The sequence below is a fragment of the Pseudomonas sp. B21-041 genome (genome assembly GCF_024748675.1).
GTDB lineage: Bacteria > Pseudomonadota > Gammaproteobacteria > Pseudomonadales > Pseudomonadaceae > Aquipseudomonas > Aquipseudomonas neuropathica.
This window is the reverse complement of record NZ_CP087175.1, coordinates 4517027-4535372: the sequence shown is the minus strand read 5'-3', so window position 1 is coordinate 4535372 and position 18346 is coordinate 4517027. Positions and strand designations below refer to the sequence as shown.

Annotated in this window: 17 protein-coding genes; 14 read left to right on the top strand and 3 right to left on the bottom strand. The window is 55.5% G+C overall.

Translation table 11 applies throughout. The features are described from left to right. The first annotated feature begins 66 nt into the window (after window positions 1-66). The 12 genes from cysC to fabF all read left to right on the top strand — a co-directional run bounded on the left by cysC (window position 67) and on the right by fabF (window position 13705). Window positions 67-663, top strand: coding sequence for an adenylyl-sulfate kinase (cysC, locus tag LOY43_RS20040; protein WP_374046154.1), 597 nt, complete (start codon window positions 67-69; stop codon window positions 661-663). Beyond that, on the top strand, window positions 660-2045 hold the full coding sequence (locus tag LOY43_RS20035) for an FAD/NAD(P)-binding protein (RefSeq protein ID WP_122707310.1): 1386 nt from the start codon (window positions 660-662) through the stop codon (window positions 2043-2045). The genes cysC and LOY43_RS20035 overlap by 4 nt, the downstream gene beginning before the upstream one ends. 161 nt (window positions 2046-2206) lie before the next feature. Further along, window positions 2207-3238 carry a GDP-mannose 4,6-dehydratase gene (gene gmd / locus LOY43_RS20030; RefSeq protein ID WP_095048546.1) on the top strand — a complete coding sequence of 344 codons (1032 nt, stop codon included), beginning with the start codon at window positions 2207-2209 and terminating at the stop codon, window positions 3236-3238. Next, on the top strand, window positions 3238-4137 hold the full coding sequence (locus LOY43_RS20025) for a GDP-mannose 4,6-dehydratase (RefSeq protein ID WP_095125156.1): 900 nt from the start codon (window positions 3238-3240) through the stop codon (window positions 4135-4137). The genes gmd and LOY43_RS20025 overlap by 1 nt, the downstream gene beginning before the upstream one ends. Further along, complete coding sequence (locus LOY43_RS20020) at window positions 4134-5279, top strand: glycosyltransferase family 1 protein (RefSeq protein ID WP_258708626.1); 1146 nt, start codon at window positions 4134-4136, stop codon at window positions 5277-5279. The genes LOY43_RS20025 and LOY43_RS20020 overlap by 4 nt, the downstream gene beginning before the upstream one ends. Beyond that, window positions 5276-6385 carry a glycosyltransferase family 4 protein gene (locus LOY43_RS20015; RefSeq protein ID WP_309475297.1) on the top strand — a complete coding sequence of 370 codons (1110 nt, stop codon included), beginning with the start codon at window positions 5276-5278 and terminating at the stop codon, window positions 6383-6385. Before LOY43_RS20020 ends, LOY43_RS20015 begins: the two co-directional genes overlap by 4 nt. A 460-nt stretch (window positions 6386-6845) precedes the next feature. After that, on the top strand, window positions 6846-7817 hold the full coding sequence (locus LOY43_RS20010; RefSeq protein WP_258708625.1) for an SDR family oxidoreductase: 972 nt from the start codon (window positions 6846-6848) through the stop codon (window positions 7815-7817). Then, window positions 7814-8833, top strand: coding sequence for a glycosyltransferase family 4 protein (locus LOY43_RS20005; protein ID WP_258708624.1), 1020 nt, complete (start codon window positions 7814-7816; stop codon window positions 8831-8833). Before LOY43_RS20010 ends, LOY43_RS20005 begins: the two co-directional genes overlap by 4 nt. A gap of 114 nt (window positions 8834-8947) precedes the next feature. Next, window positions 8948-10942 (top strand): nucleoside-diphosphate sugar epimerase/dehydratase, encoded by a 1995-nt coding sequence (locus tag LOY43_RS20000; protein ID WP_095048539.1) that lies wholly within the window; start codon window positions 8948-8950, stop codon window positions 10940-10942. 110 nt (window positions 10943-11052) lie between these two features. Beyond that, window positions 11053-11388, top strand: coding sequence for a helix-hairpin-helix domain-containing protein (locus LOY43_RS19995; protein ID WP_093435238.1), 336 nt, complete (start codon window positions 11053-11055; stop codon window positions 11386-11388). Window positions 11389-11604: 216 nt separating this feature from the next. Further along, complete coding sequence (locus tag LOY43_RS19990) at window positions 11605-12408, top strand: SDR family oxidoreductase (protein ID WP_095125151.1); 804 nt, start codon at window positions 11605-11607, stop codon at window positions 12406-12408. A gap of 22 nt (window positions 12409-12430) precedes the next feature. After that, window positions 12431-13705 carry a beta-ketoacyl-ACP synthase II gene (gene fabF / locus LOY43_RS19985; RefSeq protein ID WP_095048537.1) on the top strand — a complete coding sequence of 425 codons (1275 nt, stop codon included), beginning with the start codon at window positions 12431-12433 and terminating at the stop codon, window positions 13703-13705. On the opposite strand, the gene LOY43_RS19980 is transcribed toward fabF, so the two are convergent. From LOY43_RS19980 to eat, 3 genes are all read right to left on the bottom strand, one after another. Then, a complete protein-coding gene (locus LOY43_RS19980) occupies window positions 13702-14256 on the bottom strand; it encodes a TetR/AcrR family transcriptional regulator (RefSeq protein WP_258708623.1) in 555 nt (184 codons plus the stop codon). The genes fabF and LOY43_RS19980 overlap by 4 nt on opposite strands. A gap of 137 nt (window positions 14257-14393) precedes the next feature. Then, the gene (locus LOY43_RS19975) at window positions 14394-14561 is read right to left on the bottom strand and encodes a DUF2897 family protein (RefSeq protein WP_007908505.1); all 168 of its coding nucleotides are present in this window, start codon (window positions 14559-14561) and stop codon (window positions 14394-14396) included. A 221-nt stretch (window positions 14562-14782) separates the two neighbouring features. Then, a complete protein-coding gene (gene eat, locus LOY43_RS19970) occupies window positions 14783-16147 on the bottom strand; it encodes an ethanolamine permease (protein ID WP_095125149.1) in 1365 nt (454 codons plus the stop codon). Window positions 16148-16546: 399 nt separating this feature from the next. Between eat and kdpF the strand changes: the two genes are divergently transcribed. Together kdpF and kdpA are read left to right on the top strand one after the other, a co-directional pair. After that, window positions 16547-16636: a K(+)-transporting ATPase subunit F gene (gene kdpF, locus LOY43_RS19965; protein ID WP_007899818.1), complete on the top strand. Its 90-nt coding sequence runs from the start codon at window positions 16547-16549 to the stop codon at window positions 16634-16636. Window positions 16637-16644: 8 nt separating this feature from the next. Then, window positions 16645-18339 (top strand): potassium-transporting ATPase subunit KdpA, encoded by a 1695-nt coding sequence (gene kdpA / locus LOY43_RS19960; RefSeq protein ID WP_095125148.1) that lies wholly within the window; start codon window positions 16645-16647, stop codon window positions 18337-18339. Window positions 18340-18346 lie beyond the last annotated feature (7 nt).

Below are 18346 nucleotides of genomic sequence, written 5' to 3'. Positions count from 1 at the left end.
GACGCCGCTGTCGTGAGTACGCGAATTCAATGATAATCTGAGATGTCAGTGATACGAGGTACCGGTGTGTCCAATAAAAATTTAGTTTTCCAGGCGTCTGTTGTCGACGCTTCAACGAGAGCGCTGGTCAAGTCGCAAAAGCCGATCACTTTATGGTTGACCGGGTTGAGTGGCGCTGGCAAATCCACCATCGCAAACGCGCTGGAGCTGGCTCTGGTCGAGCGTGGTCGACATACTTATTTGCTGGATGGCGACAATGTACGTCTGGGTCTGTGTAAAGACCTTGGGTTCAGTGATGCTGACCGGGAGGAAAATATTCGTCGAATTGCAGAGCTGGCCAAATTGTTCATGGATGCCGGCCTGATCGTGATCACTGCATTCATCTCCCCATTTCAACATGATCGTGCCTTGGCTCGCGATGTGATCGGCGATGAAAAATTTATCGAGGTCTTCATTGACACTCCCTTGTCAGAGTGTGAGCGCAGAGATCCAAAAGGCCTATACGGGAAGGCTCGCTCCGGCGTAATCAAGAACTTCACGGGAATCGACTCGGCCTATGAAAGCCCGCTGAATCCCGATGTTCGTGTCAATACTCTGGAAGAGAATCTGGAAACCTGCGTGGCGAAAATTCTCGACTGTCTGAATCAGCGGGTAGTGGCATGAAGACTCTCGTCATTATCGGCGCAGGTTTTAGTGGGACAGTAACGGCCATTCAGTTTTTGAAGCATTGCCCGCCTGGCGCTCAAGTTATTTTGATCAACCGCTCAGGCGGTATGGCTCGTGGCCTGGCGTATGGAACAAATAGTGCTCAGCATCTGCTCAATGTTCCGGTTGGCAACATGACAGCTTTGGTAGATGAACCTGAATCTTTTCAAAAGTTTTGCCAGGAAACCGATCGGAGCGTTTCGGGCTCATCATTTGTGCCTCGTAAGCTTTACGGCGATTACCTGTCTTTCTTGCTGGATTCGGCCGTGGAGCGTGCAGAAGACACTTCGCTTCAGCGATTGGCGGCGGAGGTGCGCAGCCTCAGGTCTGGTCAGAAGGGCGTGATCGTAGAACTGGCAGATGGGGAGCAATTACGTGCAGATCACGTCGTACTCGCATTTGGACACTTTGCCCCACTGAATCCTCAATGTGTTGCACCTGCCATCTCCGCTGGCTGCTATCAGCAGGATCCTTGGGATCGTGAACGTCTGTTACCCGATGCAGGCAAGCCCGTCCTTCTTATAGGTGCCGGGCTGACCGCTCTGGATGTAGCACTCAACATCGATCAGCGCAATTCACGCCCAATCTACATGCTGTCGCGCCGTGGCTTGCAGCCATTGGCTCATCGCCCTCATGGTAAGGGACTGGCGTCGAATGCAGGAATCAGCGAGCGATTGTTTGGCGTGGAGCCTACAGCGAGCAATTATCTTCGCGAAGTTCGCAGTCTTGTTAAAGCGGGTGCTGCTGAAGGACGGGACTGGAGGGATTTCATTGCAGCCTTGCGTCCCGCAACGCCAGCGCTTTGGGCTCGATTGCCGGAGATCGAGCGACGCCGTTTTCTGCGCCACCTGCAACCCTACTGGGATGTGCATCGTCATCGTGTTGCCCCTGAGACCCATGAGCGCTTTCTAGAGGCTCTGGGCAGCGGACGAATCATTTCCTTGGCAGGGCGAATCAAGGACATGAGCCCTGAAGGCGAGGGCGTGCGTGTGAGCTTTCAGAGACGGGGTAGCGATCAGACCGAATATGTCGATGTCGGGCAGGTTATCAATTGTACCGGGCCCAATTCGAATTTACGGTATGTCGATGATCGGTTGATTACCCAATTACGCGATGAAGGACTTCTCCAGCCAGACTTACTGGGTTTGGGTTTGCATGTAGATGAACGCCTGGCGGTTAAAAATGCTGACGGGAATGTTTCAACATGGCTTTCCTATATAGGGCCGATGCTCAAGGCCGATTTATGGGAAGCCACAGCTGTACCTGAATTGCGCGAGCTCGCGAAAAATTTGGCTTGCAGGCTTGCCGATGACTTTCGCCAGGATCCCCGGGCAGGTTAATCCAAGCGTCTAAAAAGTCGCCCAGGGGGCGGCAAATGGCGGTTCATGGGGTACTATTCTCCTGTTCCGCAAAAAAATGCACAGTCTTGGCCTCATCCGCATTGCCAGGCTAGATTTTTTCTTGTTATCAACAACGTTCAAATGGAGTTTAGAGGATTCGCATGAAAGCAATCGTTACTGGCATTACCGGTCAAGACGGCGCCTACCTGGCGGAACTGCTGCTGGAGAAGGGGTACACCGTTTACGGTACCTACCGTCGTACCAGTTCTGTCAATTTCTGGCGTATCGAAGAGCTGGGTATCCAGCAGAACCCTAACCTGCATTTGGTCGAATATGATCTGACAGATCTCTCTGCCAGCATCCGTTTGCTGCAAACCACTGAAGCCACCGAGGTGTATAACCTCGCCGCGCAGAGCTTTGTGGGCGTGTCGTTCGAGCAGCCAATCACTACGGCTGAAATCACTGGCCTGGGTGCCGTGAACCTTCTCGAAGCGATCCGCATCGTCAATCCAAAGGTGCGTTTCTATCAGGCATCGACCTCTGAAATGTTTGGTCAGGTACAGGCCATCCCGCAGGTCGAGAGCACGCCTTTCTATCCGCGCAGCCCTTACGGTGTCGCCAAGCTGTACGCTCACTGGATGACCATCAACTACCGTGAGTCGTACGGTATTTTTGCGACCAGCGGCATCTTGTTCAACCACGAATCGCCTCTGCGTGGTCGTGAGTTCGTAACCCGCAAAATCACTGACTCCGTGGCCAAGATCAAGCTCGGTCTGCTCGATAAAATGGAGCTGGGCAACCTCGATGCCAAACGTGACTGGGGTTTTGCCAAGGAGTACGTAGAAGGGATGTGGCGCATGCTGCAGGCCGACGTACCGGATACCTTCGTATTGGCGACCAATCGTACCGAGACCGTCCGTGATTTCGTATCCATGGCGTTCAAGGCCGCTGGTATCACTATTTCCTGGTCGGGTACTGCTGAAGCCGAACAGGGCACTGATGCTGCTACCGGCAAGGTACTGGTTACCATCAATCCGAAGTTCTACCGTCCTACCGAAGTTGAGTTGCTCATCGGCAACCCGGCCAAGGCCAAGGAAGTATTGGGTTGGGAACCGAAAACCTCGCTTGAAGAGCTTTGCCGCATGATGGTCGAGGCTGACCTGCGCCGTAACAAGCAAGGGTTCTCTTTCTGATGATCAATGCTGGCAAACGTGCGCTGATTACGGGTATTCATGGATTTACCGGTCGCTACATGGCGGCTGAGTTGCAAGCTCATGGCTACGAAGTTGTCGGGATGGGTAGTCAACCCTCCGACGATCACAATTATCATCAAGTCGATCTGGCTGACGGTATTGGTCTACGCACGTTGCTGGCAAAGATTCAGCCGGATGTCGTTGTGCACCTTGCAGCTCTGGCATTTGTCGGACATGGTGCGGCGGATGCGTTCTATCAGGTCAACTTGATAGGCACGCGTAATCTGCTGGATGCTATTGCCGCTAGCGGGAAGGCTCCGGATTGCGTTCTGATTGCCAGCAGCGCCAATGTCTATGGCAATGCATCAGGTGGCATGTTGTCGGAAGCTACAGTGCCGGCTCCTGCCAACGATTACGCCGTTAGCAAGCTGGCCATGGAGTACATGGCCAAGCTCTGGATGGATCGTCTTCCCATAGTTATCGCGCGGCCATTCAATTACACTGGTGTTGGGCAGGCCGAGAACTTCCTGTTGCCGAAAATCGTCTCCCATTTCCTGCGCAAGGCGCCAAGGATTGAATTGGGTAACCTCGATGTTTGGCGCGACTTCAGTGATGTTCGGGCTTTGGTCAAGGCTTATCGTGGTTTGATCGACGCGAAACCCTTGGGGCAGATCGTGAATGTCAGTTCGGGACAAACGCACTCACTTCGAGAGGTTATCGAGTTGTGCAAGTCGCTGACTGGGCATGACATCGAAGTCGACGTGAATCCAGCGTTTGTTCGCGCCAACGAGGTGAAAACCTTGTGCGGGGATAACTCGAAGCTGCGGGATCTGGTTCCCGGATGGGCAACGGCGCCTTTGAGCGAAACCCTGAGCTGGATGCTGACGGTTGATAAATGAAGTTAATTCTTTCTGTTGAGCCGGTCCGTTTTCCACTGACCGGCATTGGTCGCTACACCTATGAGTTGGCGCTGCGACTGCAGCAGAATCGTGAAATTACTGACCTGCAGTTTTTTGCAGGTCGGCGATTTCTACCGTCGTTGCCTGCTGCTTCCGATACGTCGGGTAACGGTTATGGTCTGAAGCGAGCCGTTCAGAAGAATTTCCTGGCGGTTGAGGCCTATCGTTTGCTGATGCCATTGCTCAGGAAGCGAGCGCTTAAAGGTCATGGTGAATTTCTTTACCACAGCCCCAATTATTATCTGCCTCCGTTTGCCGGACGCAGTGTTGCTACCTTTCACGATCTTTCTCCCTTTACGTGGTCCCACTGTCATGCGCCGCAACTTGTGCGCTATTTGCAGAAGGAGCTCAAGACGACGTTGGTCAGGGCTGACGCTTTGATAACGGACTCTGAATACACGCGTAAAGAGTTGTCCGACTATTTTTCCTGGCCTATTGAGCGGATACACACTGTGCCGTTGGCCAGTTCTGCCGAGTTTCATCCTCGGTCCGCGGACGACCTCCGGTTGACTCTGTCGCGACATGGTCTTGAGGCGGGCGGCTACAGCTTGTTTGTGGGTACCATCGAGCCGCGCAAGAATATTGATACCTTGCTCAATGCTTATTCACGTCTGCCACTGGAGCTGCGCAAGCGCTGGCCGCTCGTGTTGACGGGTTACTATGGATGGCAAAACGAGGATATTCATAACCGGCTTGAAAGCGCACGTCGCGAGGGCTGGGCCTACTATCTCGGTTTTGTTCCCAGCGAAGACTTGCCTCTGTTGTTTGCCGGTGCGCGGCTATTTACCTTCCCTTCGTTGTACGAGGGTTTCGGTTTACCTGTGCTAGAGGCTATGAGTTCGGGCGTTCCCGTCGTTTGCTCCAACAGTTCTTCCCTGCCAGAGGTTGCCGGTAATGCGGCACTTATGTGCGAAGCAACGGACACGCTGGCGTTGACTGAGCTTTTGCGCCGAGGCCTTGAAGATGAGGCGTGGCGCGCCAGTGCCATTGAACAGGGATTACTGCACGCAGCGAAGTTTTCCTGGGAGCGGTGCGCAAAAGAAACGTTCGAGGTTTATCAGAAGGTGGTCGACGGGCGATGATCAAGGTTCTGCACTTCTTCAAGACTTATTACCCGGAGACAATGGGGGGCATCGAACAAGTCATCTTTCAGATTGCCGAAGGTGGTTTACAACACGGGTACGAGTCCCAGGTGCTCTATCTCAGTGAGCGAGGGGCTGCACGCAATGAACCGATTGCGCATCATCTGACCCATCGCTCAAAACTGGATCTTCACGTTGCTTCTACGGGATTCTCGTTTTCGGCGCTCAGGGATTTCATCGAGCTGGCTCGAGAAGCGGATATTGTTCATTACCATTTTCCTTGGCCTTACATGGATCTCGTTCATTTTGCGAGTCGAGTCGGCAAGCCCAGTGTGGTCAGCTATCACTCCGATATCGTCAAGCAAAAAACGCTGCTCAAACTTTATCAGCCATTGATGAATCGCTTCCTGTCCAGTGTTGACTGTATTGTCGCGTCGTCGCCAAATTATCTGGCAAGCAGCCCGGTTTTGACCCGATTTGAAGATAAGGTACGTGTTGTTCCTTACGGTCTGGATCGCTCGACTTATCCCGTCCCTTCTGCAGAGAAACTGGCATTCTGGCGAGACCGGTTGGGTGAGCGTTTTTTTCTTTTTGTAGGTGCCCTGCGTTATTACAAGGGCCTGGATTTTTTGCTTGAGGCAGCCAGGACGACCGGGTTACCGGTGGCCATTCTTGGAGGCGGGCATCTTGAAGCAGAACTCAAGGCTCAAGCCGCGGAAGCGGGTGTGTCCAACGTGCATTTTCTGGGGTTGTTACCTGACGAAGACAAGGCTGCGCTGCTGACACTTTGCTACGCTTTTGTCTTTCCGTCGCATTTGAGATCGGAGTCTTTCGGAATTTCCCTGCTCGAAGGGGCTATGTACGGAAAACCGATGATCTCTTGTGAAATTGGCTCGGGCACCACCTACATTAATATTGCCGGAGAAACCGGATTGGTCGTCCCTCCCAGGGATTCCATTGCATTGGCACAGGCTATGACAAGGCTGTGGAGCGAACCCGCTACAGCTGCCAGGATGGGCTTGGCCGCCGAACGCCGGTTTGAGGAAGTGTTTTCCTCAAGTTTAATGGCGCAATCTTACGCTGATATTTATCGCTCGTTGCTTTAAAACTTTTCGCAGCCCATGTTAATGGGCTGTTAGGGCAATACCCCAGTATGGCGGATGTTTGCGGATAATTAGAATCGGAGTGTTTTGCGGTTTATTGTCTGGATACTTGCGTACAAGTTTTGCTCCAGAAAAGTTTGTTTGAGTTTATATTGCTTGTTGCAGAGTCTATGCGCGAGTTTGCCAAAGAACTTGTTTGTTAACAGTATGTCAGTCGCGCAAAATGTAGCAGTGAATTTTGCCTCAATGAAGGCAGGTTTCAGGGTGTGTTTTTCTGACGTGGCGCAAGTTGTCTTTTCCTGCTGCTTTGAAGTGGCCAAGAATCGCGTAATTCAATAGACTGCCGCTCGCATATCCCTCGACGACGCGATCTCCATGGTTGCTACAGTCACGCGTCCATTTGCCGCTTCAACGAGGCTGTTGTCGACAGGCAAGCATTGATTTCTTAGCTCAAGGTGCTTTCATGAGATCCAAGACATTCCTGATTACCGGCGGTAATGGTTTTCTGGGGAGAGCACTCATAGATCGGCTAATACTGGAGTCGGATTGTTCTGTCGTCGCGCCGATGCGTACGAGAACTCATGAGCATGCTCCAGGTGTGGACGTTATACCCTTCGAAGGTCTCAGTGGGGCTAACGATTGGAGTCGCGTCCTCACAGAAGTTGATGTTGTCGTCCATGCGGCAGCGCGCGTTCACGTCATGGACGAAGTCGCGGTCGATCCCTTGGCTGCCTTCCGGGAAATCAATGTCGACGCGACTTTGAATCTCGCTCGTCAGGCTGCAGCGTCAGGAGTTAAACGGTTTATTTTCGTCAGTTCGGTGAAAGTGAACGGAGAGAGCACTTTTCCAGGCACTCCTTTTAACGCCGATGATGTGCCTGCACCACTTGACGCCTATGGCATTTCCAAATTTGAAGCCGAGCAGGGCTTGAAGCGACTGGCGCAGGTTACGGATATGGAAGTGGTGATTATTCGCCCGGTTCTGGTCTACGGTCCGGGGGTGAAAGCTAATTTTCTCACTATGATGCAATGGCTGGACCGCAGCGTCCCGTTGCCATTTGGCTCAGTGAGTAACAGCCGTAGTCTGGTGTCAGTAGGCAATCTTGTAGATCTCATCGTGACCTGTGCCAGCCATCCGGGTGCTGCCAATCAAACTTTTATGGCGAGCGATGGCGAAGATGTTTCCACAAGTGACCTGTTGCGCAAGCTAGGCCAAGCGTTGGGGAAGACCAGTTATCTCTTGCCTGTTCCGGTATGGATGATGAAGCGGCTGTTGGCCCTGGTAGGACGGCGGTCTATATCTCAGCGGCTTTTCGGCTCTCTGCAGGTCGATATCAGTAAAAATCGACAGTTACTGGGTTGGACCCCGCCCATCAGTCTCGATAAGGGTCTTGCTTTGACCGCAACGCATTTTCTGGAAACCCGCAAATCATGACTTATGGATGGTTCCTTTTCGTCGTTCTCTGCTTATCCTTTGTTCTCACCTGGGCGTTACGCCGTTACGCGTTGGCGCGCAGCTTGATGGATATTCCGAATGCGCGCAGTTCGCACTCTGTGCCTACTCCTCGTGGCGGTGGCGTAGCGATAGTGATCGCATTTGTTTTTGCGCTAGTAGTGTTATGGGGCGTCGGAATTACCTCGGGTAACGTTTTTCTCGCTGTTGCCGGCGCTGGAAGTCTGGTTGCAGTGATTGGCTTCATGGATGACCACGGCCATATAGCGGCACGCTGGCGTCTGCTGGGGCATTTCTTTGCTGCGGGATGGCTGCTGATCTGGATGGGTGGCATGCCCGAGGTGGAGCTGTTCGGCGCGCAGGTCGATCTGGGTTTCTTTGGTCATTTCTTGGCACTGTTTTATCTCGTATGGCTGCTCAATCTTTACAACTTCATGGATGGCATCGATGGCATCGCAGGTGTCGAGGCGGTTTGTGTTTGTCTTGGGGCGTGTGTGTTGTATTGGCTTGTCGGTGCAGCAGCGTTGATCTGGGCTCCGTTGATGTTGGCTGCGGCGGTGATGGGCTTTCTCTGCTGGAATTTTCCGCCGGCAAAAATTTTCATGGGTGATGCGGGTAGCGGATTTCTTGGCGTTGTTCTGGGCGGTCTTTCTCTGCAGGCTGCGTGGCATGATCCTTCACTATTTTGGGGCTGGCTCATCCTGCTCGGTGTGTTTATCGTGGATGCCACCTTCACGTTGTTCCGGCGCCTGCTCAGAGGAGACAAACTGTATGAGGCTCACAGAAGCCACGCCTATCAGTTTGCTTCCAGGCAATTTGGCCGGCATTTGCCCGTAACCTTGGCAACAGGCTTGATCAATCTATGCTGGCTGTTGCCGATTGCGGTAGGTGTTACACGGTTTGGGCTGGGCGGCGTATGGGGTGTACTTTTAGCCTATATCCCTCTGGTTTTTCTCGCGATCAGGTTTCATGCGGGAGAGCTCGAAAAGACCGCTTAGTATGGAAAAGAACACAGTTCTGGTATCCAGGTTTAGAGTCATGATGGCGGCTTGTGGTGATTCATTACGGTGATCAGCATTTGAAAGAGGGAAACTGAGGTGCTTGAAGAGTTAATGGATAAAGTCAGAGAGCGTCTCGTTGGACTTCCACGGCGGCGCAAACGACTGATACAGGTTGGCACAGACATCTTTCTGGTTTGGGTGGCCCTGTGGTTGGCATTCATCGTGCGCTTGGGTATCGATGATATGTACAACCCCTTCAAAGTCCACTTCTGGCTATTCGTCTGCGCCCCTGTTGTGGCCATTCCATTGTTCATTCGCTTCGGCATGTACCGTGCCGTCATGCGCTATTTCGGCAACGATGCACTGATCGCGATTATCAAGGCTGTCAGTTTGTCTTCGCTGATTCTGGCGGTTGTCGTTTATTGGTACAGCAATCACGAAGCGGTTGTGCCTCGCTCGATCATTTTCAATTACTGGTGGTTGAGCCTGGTCATCATTGGGGGGTTGCGGCTATGTATGCGGCAATACTTCATGGGGGACTGGTTTACAGCCGCGCAGCATGTTCCTTTTGCCAGCCGCGACGATGGTCTGACCAAAGTTGCGATATACGGCGCAGGTGTTGCAGGCAATCAACTTGTCGCCGCACTGCGTATGGGGCGCGTTATGCGCCCTGTTGCCTTTATCGATGATGACCCGGGTATTTCCGATCGCTCGATCTCAGGCCTGCAGGTTTACAAACCCAAGCATATTCAGCAGATGATCGACGTCACAGGAGCGCAGGAAATCCTTCTCGCGTTGCCATCGTCGACTCGTGCTCGGCGCCGGGAAATTCTTAACTTGCTGGAAGGCTTTCCACTGCATGTTCGCAGTGTGCCGAATTTTTCCGATCTGGCGAGTGGCCGGGTCAAGGTCGAAGATATTCAGGAAGTCGATATTGCGGACCTGCTGGGGCGCGATGCCGTTCCAGCTCAGCCTGATCTTCTGGAGCGTTGTATCAAAGGCAAGACTGTCATGGTCACAGGTGCCGGCGGTTCGATCGGTTCGGAGTTGTGTCGGCAGATTTTTGCGTTGGAGCCAACCGCGCTTCTGTTGTTCGAACACAGTGAATTCAATCTCTACAACATTCTTTCAGAGCTGGAGCAACGCAGCTCTCGAGAGTCGGCTCCGGTTCGATTGCTTCCCATACTCGGGTCCATACGTCACCAGGATAAATTGCTCGATGTGATGAAAACCTGGAAGGTCGACACGGTTTATCATGCGGCCGCCTACAAGCATGTGCCCATGGTCGAACACAACATCGCCGAGGGTGTGTTGAACAATGCAATCGGGACGCTCAATACTGCTCAGGCTGCCTTGCAATCCGGCGTAGCAAATTTTGTGCTGATCTCGACCGATAAGGCGGTGCGGCCCACTAATGTCATGGGCAGTACCAAGCGCTTGGCGGAGTTGACGCTTCAGGCGCTCAGTCGTGAAGTCGCGCCGGTATTGTTCGGAGACAATGCAAAAGTTTCCCGGGTTAACAAAACCCGTTTCACGATGGTTCGCTTCGGCAATGTGCTGGGCTCCTCCGGGTCGGTGATTCCGCTGTTCCACAGCCAGATCAAATCCGGCGGGCCGCTGACCGTCACTCATCCGAAGATTACCCGTTATTTCATGACCATCCCCGAAGCCGCGCAACTGGTTATTCAGGCCGGTTCGATGGGGCAGGGTGGCGATGTGTTTGTGCTGGACATGGGCGAGCCGGTGAAAATCGTCGAACTGGCAGAGAAGATGATCCACTTGTCCGGTTTGAGTATTCGTTCCGATCGCAATCCGCAGGGCGACATCTCCATCGAGTTCACGGGGTTGCGTCCAGGTGAAAAGCTCTATGAAGAGCTGTTGATCGGCGACAACGTCGCTGCAACACCGCATCCGATGATCATGACGGCCAATGAGGATCATCTACCTTGGGAAGTGTTAAAGGTTAGATTGGCCAGTTTGTTGGCGGCGGTTGATGAGGATGATTACTCGCGCGTTCGCCAGTTATTGCGCGAAACCGTCAGCGGCTATACCCCCGATGGTGAGATCGTCGACTGGATCTACCAGCAGCGTCGTCTCGAACCCTGATTGTTTCACATCCTGTAACGCACGCATTTTTGACATCCCTCCACCATGACCTAAGTTTGGAGAGCAGCTTCGGAAAAGCTGCTTTCTCAAACGATGATGGAGCGTCACTAATGCGTACCGGTTACTTCTATTCTCTGATCTTTGCTTTCCTCACCAGCGCCTCGATCGCCGCTATTGCCGCGCCTGTTGCGCCGGCGGAGTCACCCAAGGCGCCGTTGGTGATGGAGACAACTGCACCTTCCCAAAGCGCAAAAGTCGACCTCAACGATGCCGATGCGGCAACGCTGCAAAAGGAACTGGCGGGAGTCGGAGAGGCCAAGGCCAAAGCGATTGTTGCTTATCGTGAAACAAACGGGCCGTTTGCGTCGGTGGATGAGTTGCTGGAAGTGAAGGGTATCGGTAAGGCGATTCTGGATCGCAATCGCGACAAGCTGGAAGTCAACTAAGCTGAGTGTTTAATGCCAAGGGGGCCGGTCATTGACCGGCCTTTTTTACTTGCGCAGCGCATGGCTGCGGGTAGTGGAAGAGAGGGCAGCAGTCCGCCGATTTAAAATTACGGCTATCATATTGCGTTTGGATTATGCCTATAATAATTTGCCGATGCGTCGAGCCAACACGTCTCATCGGCAACTCCCTTCATCAAGCATTCCAGGAGCATTCTCATGAATTCCGCACAATCTCTAGGTACTGCTCTCGTCACTGGCGCATCGTCCGGAATCGGTGCGATTTACGCTCAGCGCCTGGCGGCGCGTGGTTTTGATTTGCTGCTGGTTGCCCGTGACAAGGATCGTCTGGAAAGTGCTGCGAGCCAGTTGCGTGATGCCCATGGCGTTCAGGTCGAAGTGCTGAAAGCAGACCTGACGCAAAAGGATGATGTACTCAAACTCGAACAACGCCTGCGCAGCGATTCCAGCATCAGTTTGCTGGTGAATAACGCCGGTGTGGCGTCGGACGGTTTACTGGCTAACGCCGACATGGATCAGTTGGAGCGGTTGATCCAGTTGAATATCACCGCCGTCACGCGCCTGGCATCGGCGGCTGCTGCCAGTTTCGCCAAGGCCGGGCGTGGCACGATCATCAATATCGCCTCGGTGGTGGCATTGTTTCCGGAACGTTTCAACGCTACCTACAGCGCCAGCAAAGCTTATGTACTGAGCCTGACGCAGTCGCTGAACACTGAACTCGAAGGCACCGGCGTGCAGATCCAGGCCGTGCTGCCGGGTGTGACCCGCACCGAAATCTGGGAGCGTTCCGGTATCGATGCCAGTGGCATTCCGGCAGAAATGGTCATGGAGGCGGGCGAGATGGTTGATGCGGCGCTGGCCGGTCTGGATCAGGGCGAGTTGATCACCATTCCTTCGCTGCCTGACGCAGGCGAATGGCACGCCTTTGTTGCGGCTCGCCATGTCATGGCGCCGAACCTTTCCCGCAGTGCTGCTGCGCAACGCTATAAGTCCGGCAATTGAATTGATCAGAGGTCACCACAGTATGGATTCGCGTCGAATAGTCGTCACGGGCATGGGCCTGGTTTCACCCTTGGGCAGCGATCTCGAAGTCGTATGGCAGCGTTTGCTGGCTGGGCGTTCTGGTTTGCGTAACTTGCCTGAGGCAACGGTCGCTGATTTGCCCACGCGAGTCGGCGGCGCGGTGCCGACGCTGGAAGAGGACGCTGAAGCAGGTTTCGATCCGGATCGCGCCACGCCGCCCAAGGAGCAGAAGAAGATGGATCGCTTCATTCTGTTCGCCATGGAGGCTGCCCGACAGGCGCTGGAGCAGGCCGACTGGCATCCTTCAGAAAGCAAAAGTCAGGAGCGTAGCGCAACGATCATCGGTTCCGGTGTCGGTGGTTTCGGCGCGATTGCTGACGCCGTACGCACGACCGACAGTCGCGGTCCTCGGCGTTTGTCACCGTTTACCATCCCGTCGTTTCTGGTCAATCTCGCGGCAGGTCACGTGTCCATTCAACACGGCCTCAAGGGGCCTTTGGGTGCGCCGGTGACGGCGTGCGCTGCGGGTGTCCAAGCGATCGGCGATGCGGCGCGCTTGATCCGCGCCGGCGAAGCGGATATTGCCGTGTGTGGCGGTGCGGAAGCCTGCATCGACCGCGTCAGTCTGGCCGGTTTCGCGGCAGCGCGGGCACTGTCGAGCGGTTACAACGACACCCCGCAGCGCGCCTCGCGGCCGTTCGACAGCGGGCGCGACGGTTTCGTCATGGGCGAGGGCGCGGGGTTGTTGGTGATCGAATCCCTGGAGCATGCGTTGGCGCGTGGCGCGACGCCGCTGGCGGAGCTGGTCGGCTATGGCACCAGCGCCGACGCCTATCACCTGACGGCCGGGCCGGAAGATGGCAGTGGGGCACGTCGGGCGATGACGCTGGCATTGGCGCAGGCGGGTATCGAGCCGGATCAGGTGCAGCATCTCAATGCCCACGCCACGTCGACCCCGGTCGGGGATCTGGGTGAATTGGCGGCGATCAAAAGTGTTTTCGGCGAAGAGAATAAAATCGCGGTGACGTCGACAAAATCGGCCACAGGTCATCTGCTCGGCGCTGCCGGTGGGCTTGAAGCGATTTTCACTCTATTGGCGATCCGTGATCAGGTGGTGCCGCCGACGCTCAACTTCGACAACCCGGATCCGGCGAGTGCCGGTGTGGATATCGTCCATGGCGAGGCGCGGTCAATTCCGATCGAATATGCACTGTCCAATGGTTTCGGGTTTGGCGGGGTCAATGCCAGCGTATTGTTCAAGCGCTGGCAGGCTTAGTCCCGGTTCTTGAGGTGATCGCGGGTGATATCGAGGATGCGTTGCGCAAACCCGGCATCCGCGACACTGCGCGACAGCAGCAGTGCACCGACCAGGGTCGACATGATGACGATGGCGCGGTCAGCGCTGTTCTCGCCTTCGAGGCTGTTTTCGATCTGCTCCAGCCGTGCGTTGAGTACCACGTCACTGGTGGGACTCGGTTGCCCGCGCAGCCCCAACTCGGAAGAAATGGTCAGCAGCGGGCAGCCTTCATCTGGCGATGTCTGGTGCCATTCGGACAGATACGTCTCGATGAACACATCTAGCGCGTTGTCCTGGGCAAAAATCTCGGCACATAACCCGTCGACCTGGTTGCCGGCCTCTTGCAAGGCCTTCTCGACCAACTCGTCCTTGGACTTGAAATGTGAGTAGAAACCGCCATGGGTCAGACCCAGCGCTTTCATCAGGGGTTGCAGGCCGGTAGCGCCGATTCCGTCCTTGCGAAAGCGTGCCGAAGCCTCCTTGATGATGCGCTTATGGGTCTGGGCTTTATGGTCCTGCGAATAACGCATCTGGAACTCTCCGCAACAATGTCCCCATCTTAACCAAGGAAAATTAGATGGTGACTGTACTTCTACTTCTTAAAAGCGTGCAGATAGCTCCAATGGCTATAAAAAGCACAAACCCCGCCGATCAGGCGGGGTTGTGTTCAGCGGTCTTGGGCGTCTTTGGCGTCCGCTTCGGCATTGCGTTGGGCAACGCGTCGGCGTTCTTCATCGGTCAGATCGACCTTATTGGCGGTGTCGCGCAACATCATTAATCCGCCGACGATCGAGCCGATTGCAACGACCAGAATCAACCAGGCATACCAAGGCATAACGGCTCTCCTTAAGGGCAGGTCGACGGACGAGGATTTCGCCGTGCGACGCTGCATACCACGTTTGAGCGAAGTGACTTCGCAGTGGTTCCATTCTAGGCCGCTTGCACCCTGTACACCCGAAATCCCTGTAGGAGCTGCCGAAGGCTGCGATCTTTTGATCTTGAAAAGCAAAGATCGCAGCCTCGTTTCACTCGTCAGCTCCTACAGGAGGCGGGTCGTTACAGGCCGGTGAGCATCGCATCGGCTGGTGCGTCGGCACGCAGTTGTCCGGTCAGCAGGAAGTAGCAGAAACCGACCGCCATGAAGCCAAGGAAGATCAAGCCGATCAACGTGTTAAACCACGCCATCGCCACCAGACACACCACCGCCAGCACCAATGCAATCAGCGGAATCAGCGGATAGCACGGCGCGCGAAAGGTGCGTTCCAGATTCGGCTCCGATTTACGCAGTTTGAACAGGCTGAGCATGCTCATGATGTACATCACGATCGCACCGAACACGGCCATGGTGATCATCGCGGCGGTAAGGGTCATGCCACCGAGGTTGATCAGGCCGTCGCTGTAAATCGCGGCGATGCCGATGATGCCGCCGACAAGGATTGCCCGGTGCGGCGTCTGGAAGCGCGAGAGTTTCGCCAGCGAGGCCGGTAGATAGCCGGCGCGGGCGAGGGCGAAGAACTGGCGTGAATAGCCGAGGATGATCCCGTGGAAACTCGCCACCAACCCGAACAGGCCAATCCATACCAGCATATGCAGCCAGCCGGAGTTATCGCCGACCACGGTTTTCATCGCCTGCGGTAACGGGTCGTTGATGTTGGCCAGGGTGCGCCAGTCACCCACGCCGCCAGCAAAGAACATCACACCCATGGCCAAAAACACCAGCGTCAGGATGCCGCTGATGTAGGCCTTTGGAATCGTGCGTTTCGGATCCTTGGCTTCTTCGGCAGCCATCGCTGCGCCTTCAATCGCCAGGAAAAACCAGATCGCAAACGGAATCGCGGCGAACATCCCGGCAATCGCTGGCGCACCGAACACATCCGAACCGGCCCAGCCATTCAGTGCGAAGTTGCTGAAGCTGAAGGCCGGCGCGACCACGCCCATGAACACCAGCAACTCGGCCACCGCCAGTACGCAGACCACCAGCTCGAAGGTCGCCGCCAGTTTCACCCCGAGAATGTTCAGCCCCATGAACACGATGTAAGCGCCGACCGCCGCATGCTTCGGATCGAGTGCCGGAAACTGCACATTCAGGTAGGCGCCAATCGCCAGCGCGATGGCCGGTGGCGCGAAGACGAATTCGATCAGCGTCGCCAGGCCTGCAATCAATCCGCCTTTTTCACCAAACGCTCGACGACTATAGGCAAACGGCCCGCCCGCATGAGGAATCGCGGTCGTCAGTTCGGTGAAACTGAAAATGAAGCAGGTGTACATGGTCGCGACCATGAACGAGGTCACCAGGAAACCCAGCGTCCCGGCCACACCCCAGCCGTAACTCCAGCCGAAATATTCCCCGGAAATCACCAGCCCTACGGCAATGCCCCACAGGTGCAAGGTGCCCAGTGTGGGTTTGAGTTGTGTGTTCATGCGTTTGCTCCCTGAACGGTTTGGAAAGCTCGGGGGAGGGCGTGTGCAGTGGGCGTGCCATTGCTGTGAAACAAGTCGTAATGAGTTGAAAGCTGTCGTATCGGGGATGTTCGCGGTGGGATAGCTGCTTTTTGTGCGCCAGTTGAGTGCGATGTTGCTCGTTATGCCGTCTTCGCGAGCAAGCTCGCTCCCACAGGGGAATGCATTTCAAATTGTGGGAGCGAGCCTGTTCGCGAAGAGGCCTGCCCATACGGCGCAAAACCCACCTGTAACGCCGGCATAAACCCACTCTTTACGCTTTCTTTATGCCCAGCCAGACCCCTCGCTCTCGTTCCTTTACAGCCTCCTTTCCGACAATGCCTCCACACGCGGCAATACGCCGTAACACGGAGATCTTCCATGAGCGTTCTGGACGGGGTGTCACTGCTGTTGGCAGTGGGGCTGTTCATTTATCTGTTGGTTGCGCTGTTGCGCGCGGATCGGAACTAGGAGCGGCTATGCACAGTTATGACTATTGGCTGATCCTCGCGTTTTTTGCGGTGGTCTTGCTGCCAGCGCCGTTCCTCGGGCGCTTCTACTACAAAGTGATGGAAGGCCAGCGCACTTGGCTGACACCGGTTCTCGGCCCGGTCGAGCGCGGTTGCTATCGCATCGCCGGGGTTGATCCTAACGCCGAGCAGAGCTGGCAGAAGTACACGCTGGCGCTGCTGGCCTTCAACCTCGCCGGTTTCCTCCTACTGTTCGCGATTCTGCTGTTTCAGGATCACTTACCGCTGAACCCGCAAAATCTGCCCGGCCAGGAATGGACCCAGGCGTTCAACACCGCGGTCAGTTTCATGACCAATACCAACTGGCAGTCCTACAGCGGTGAAGCGACGCTCAGCTATCTGAGCCAGATGGTTGGCCTCACCGTGCAGAACTTTGTCAGCGCCGCTACCGGCCTCGCCGTTCTGGTCGCACTGTGCCGTGGCATCGGCCGCAAATCGACGAAAACCCTCGGCAACTTCTGGGTCGACATGACCCGCGCCACCCTCTACGGCCTGTTGCCGCTGTGCCTGCTGCTGGCGCTGTATCTGGTCTGGCAGGGCGTACCGCAAACCTTCGCGCAGTATGTGAACGCAGTGACGATGCAGGGCGTTGATCAAGTGATCCCGCTCGGTCCGGCGGCCAGTCAGATTGCGATCAAGCAACTGGGCACCAACGGTGGTGGCTTCTTCGGCGTCAACTCGGCGCATCCATTCGAGAACCCGACCGCGTGGAGCAACTTGTTCGAAGTCGCTTCGATCATTCTGATTCCGGTGGCGCTGGTGTTCACTTTCGGCCACTACGTCAAGGACCTGCGTCAGAGCCGCGCGATTATCGCCTGCATGCTCGCGCTGTTCCTGATCGGCGGCGCGACCTCGCTGTGGGCTGAATATCAACCGAACCCGACCCTGAACAACGCTGCTGTCGAACAGACCGCGCCGCTGGAAGGTAAAGAAGCGCGCTTCGGCACCACCGCTACCGTGCTGTGGTCGGTGACCACCACGGCCGCCTCGAACGGTTCGGTCAACGGCATGCATGACAGCCTCAACCCGCTCAGCGGCATGGTCGCGCTGGTCAACATGATGGTCGGCGAAGTGATCTTCGGCGGTGTCGGTGCCGGGCTCTACGGCATGTTGCTCAACGTGCTGATCGCGGTGTTTCTCGCCGGTCTGATGATCGGCCGTACGCCGGAATACCTCGGCAAGAAACTCCAGGCGCGCGAAGTGCAATTGCTGGTGGTGACTTTGCTGGTGATGCCGGTTGGCGTGCTGGTGCTCGGTGCGATTGCCGCCGCGGTTCCCAGTGCTGCGGCGACCATCAGCAACCCTGGCCCGCACGGTTTCAGCCAGTTGCTCTACGCCTACACATCGGCGAGCGCCAACAATGGCTCGGCGTTCGGTGGCCTGAGCGCGAACACGCCTTTCCATAACCTGATGCTGGGCCTGGGCATGCTGATCGGTCGCTTCGGCTACATCCTTCCGGTTCTGGCATTGGCCGGCAGTCTAGCGATGAAGAAAACCGCACCGATCGGCCAGAACAGTTTCCCGACTCATGGCCCGCTGTTCGTGACCCTGTTGACCGTGACCATTTTGCTGGTGGGCGGCCTGACCTTCTTGCCGACTCTGGCGCTCGGCCCGATTGCCGAACATTTAAGTATGGGCTTCTAAGGAATCC

Bases quoted from the DNA above. Each gene is read 5' to 3' on its own strand.
- LOY43_RS20035 (WP_122707310.1), top strand. From the start codon at position 660: ATGAAGACTCTCGTCATTATCGGCGCAGGTTTTAGTGGGACAGTAACG.
- gmd (WP_095048546.1), top strand. From the start codon at position 2,207: ATGAAAGCAATCGTTACTGGCATTACCGGTCAAGACGGCGCCTACCTG.
- LOY43_RS20025 (WP_095125156.1), top strand. From the start codon at position 3,238: ATGATCAATGCTGGCAAACGTGCGCTGATTACGGGTATTCATGGATTT.
- LOY43_RS20020 (WP_258708626.1), top strand. From the start codon at position 4,134: ATGAAGTTAATTCTTTCTGTTGAGCCGGTCCGTTTTCCACTGACCGGC.
- LOY43_RS20015 (WP_309475297.1), top strand. From the start codon at position 5,276: ATGATCAAGGTTCTGCACTTCTTCAAGACTTATTACCCGGAGACAATG.
- LOY43_RS20010 (WP_258708625.1), top strand. From the start codon at position 6,846: ATGAGATCCAAGACATTCCTGATTACCGGCGGTAATGGTTTTCTGGGG.
- LOY43_RS20005 (WP_258708624.1), top strand. From the start codon at position 7,814: ATGACTTATGGATGGTTCCTTTTCGTCGTTCTCTGCTTATCCTTTGTT.
- LOY43_RS20000 (WP_095048539.1), top strand. From the start codon at position 8,948: ATGGATAAAGTCAGAGAGCGTCTCGTTGGACTTCCACGGCGGCGCAAA.
- LOY43_RS19995 (WP_093435238.1), top strand. From the start codon at position 11,053: ATGCGTACCGGTTACTTCTATTCTCTGATCTTTGCTTTCCTCACCAGC.
- LOY43_RS19990 (WP_095125151.1), top strand. From the start codon at position 11,605: ATGAATTCCGCACAATCTCTAGGTACTGCTCTCGTCACTGGCGCATCG.
- fabF (WP_095048537.1), top strand. From the start codon at position 12,431: ATGGATTCGCGTCGAATAGTCGTCACGGGCATGGGCCTGGTTTCACCC.
- LOY43_RS19980 (WP_258708623.1), bottom strand. From the start codon at position 14,256: ATGCGTTATTCGCAGGACCATAAAGCCCAGACCCATAAGCGCATCATC.
- LOY43_RS19975 (WP_007908505.1), bottom strand. From the start codon at position 14,561: ATGCCTTGGTATGCCTGGTTGATTCTGGTCGTTGCAATCGGCTCGATC.
- eat (WP_095125149.1), bottom strand. From the start codon at position 16,147: ATGAACACACAACTCAAACCCACACTGGGCACCTTGCACCTGTGGGGC.
- kdpF (WP_007899818.1), top strand. From the start codon at position 16,547: ATGAGCGTTCTGGACGGGGTGTCACTGCTGTTGGCAGTGGGGCTGTTC.
- kdpA (WP_095125148.1), top strand. From the start codon at position 16,645: ATGCACAGTTATGACTATTGGCTGATCCTCGCGTTTTTTGCGGTGGTC.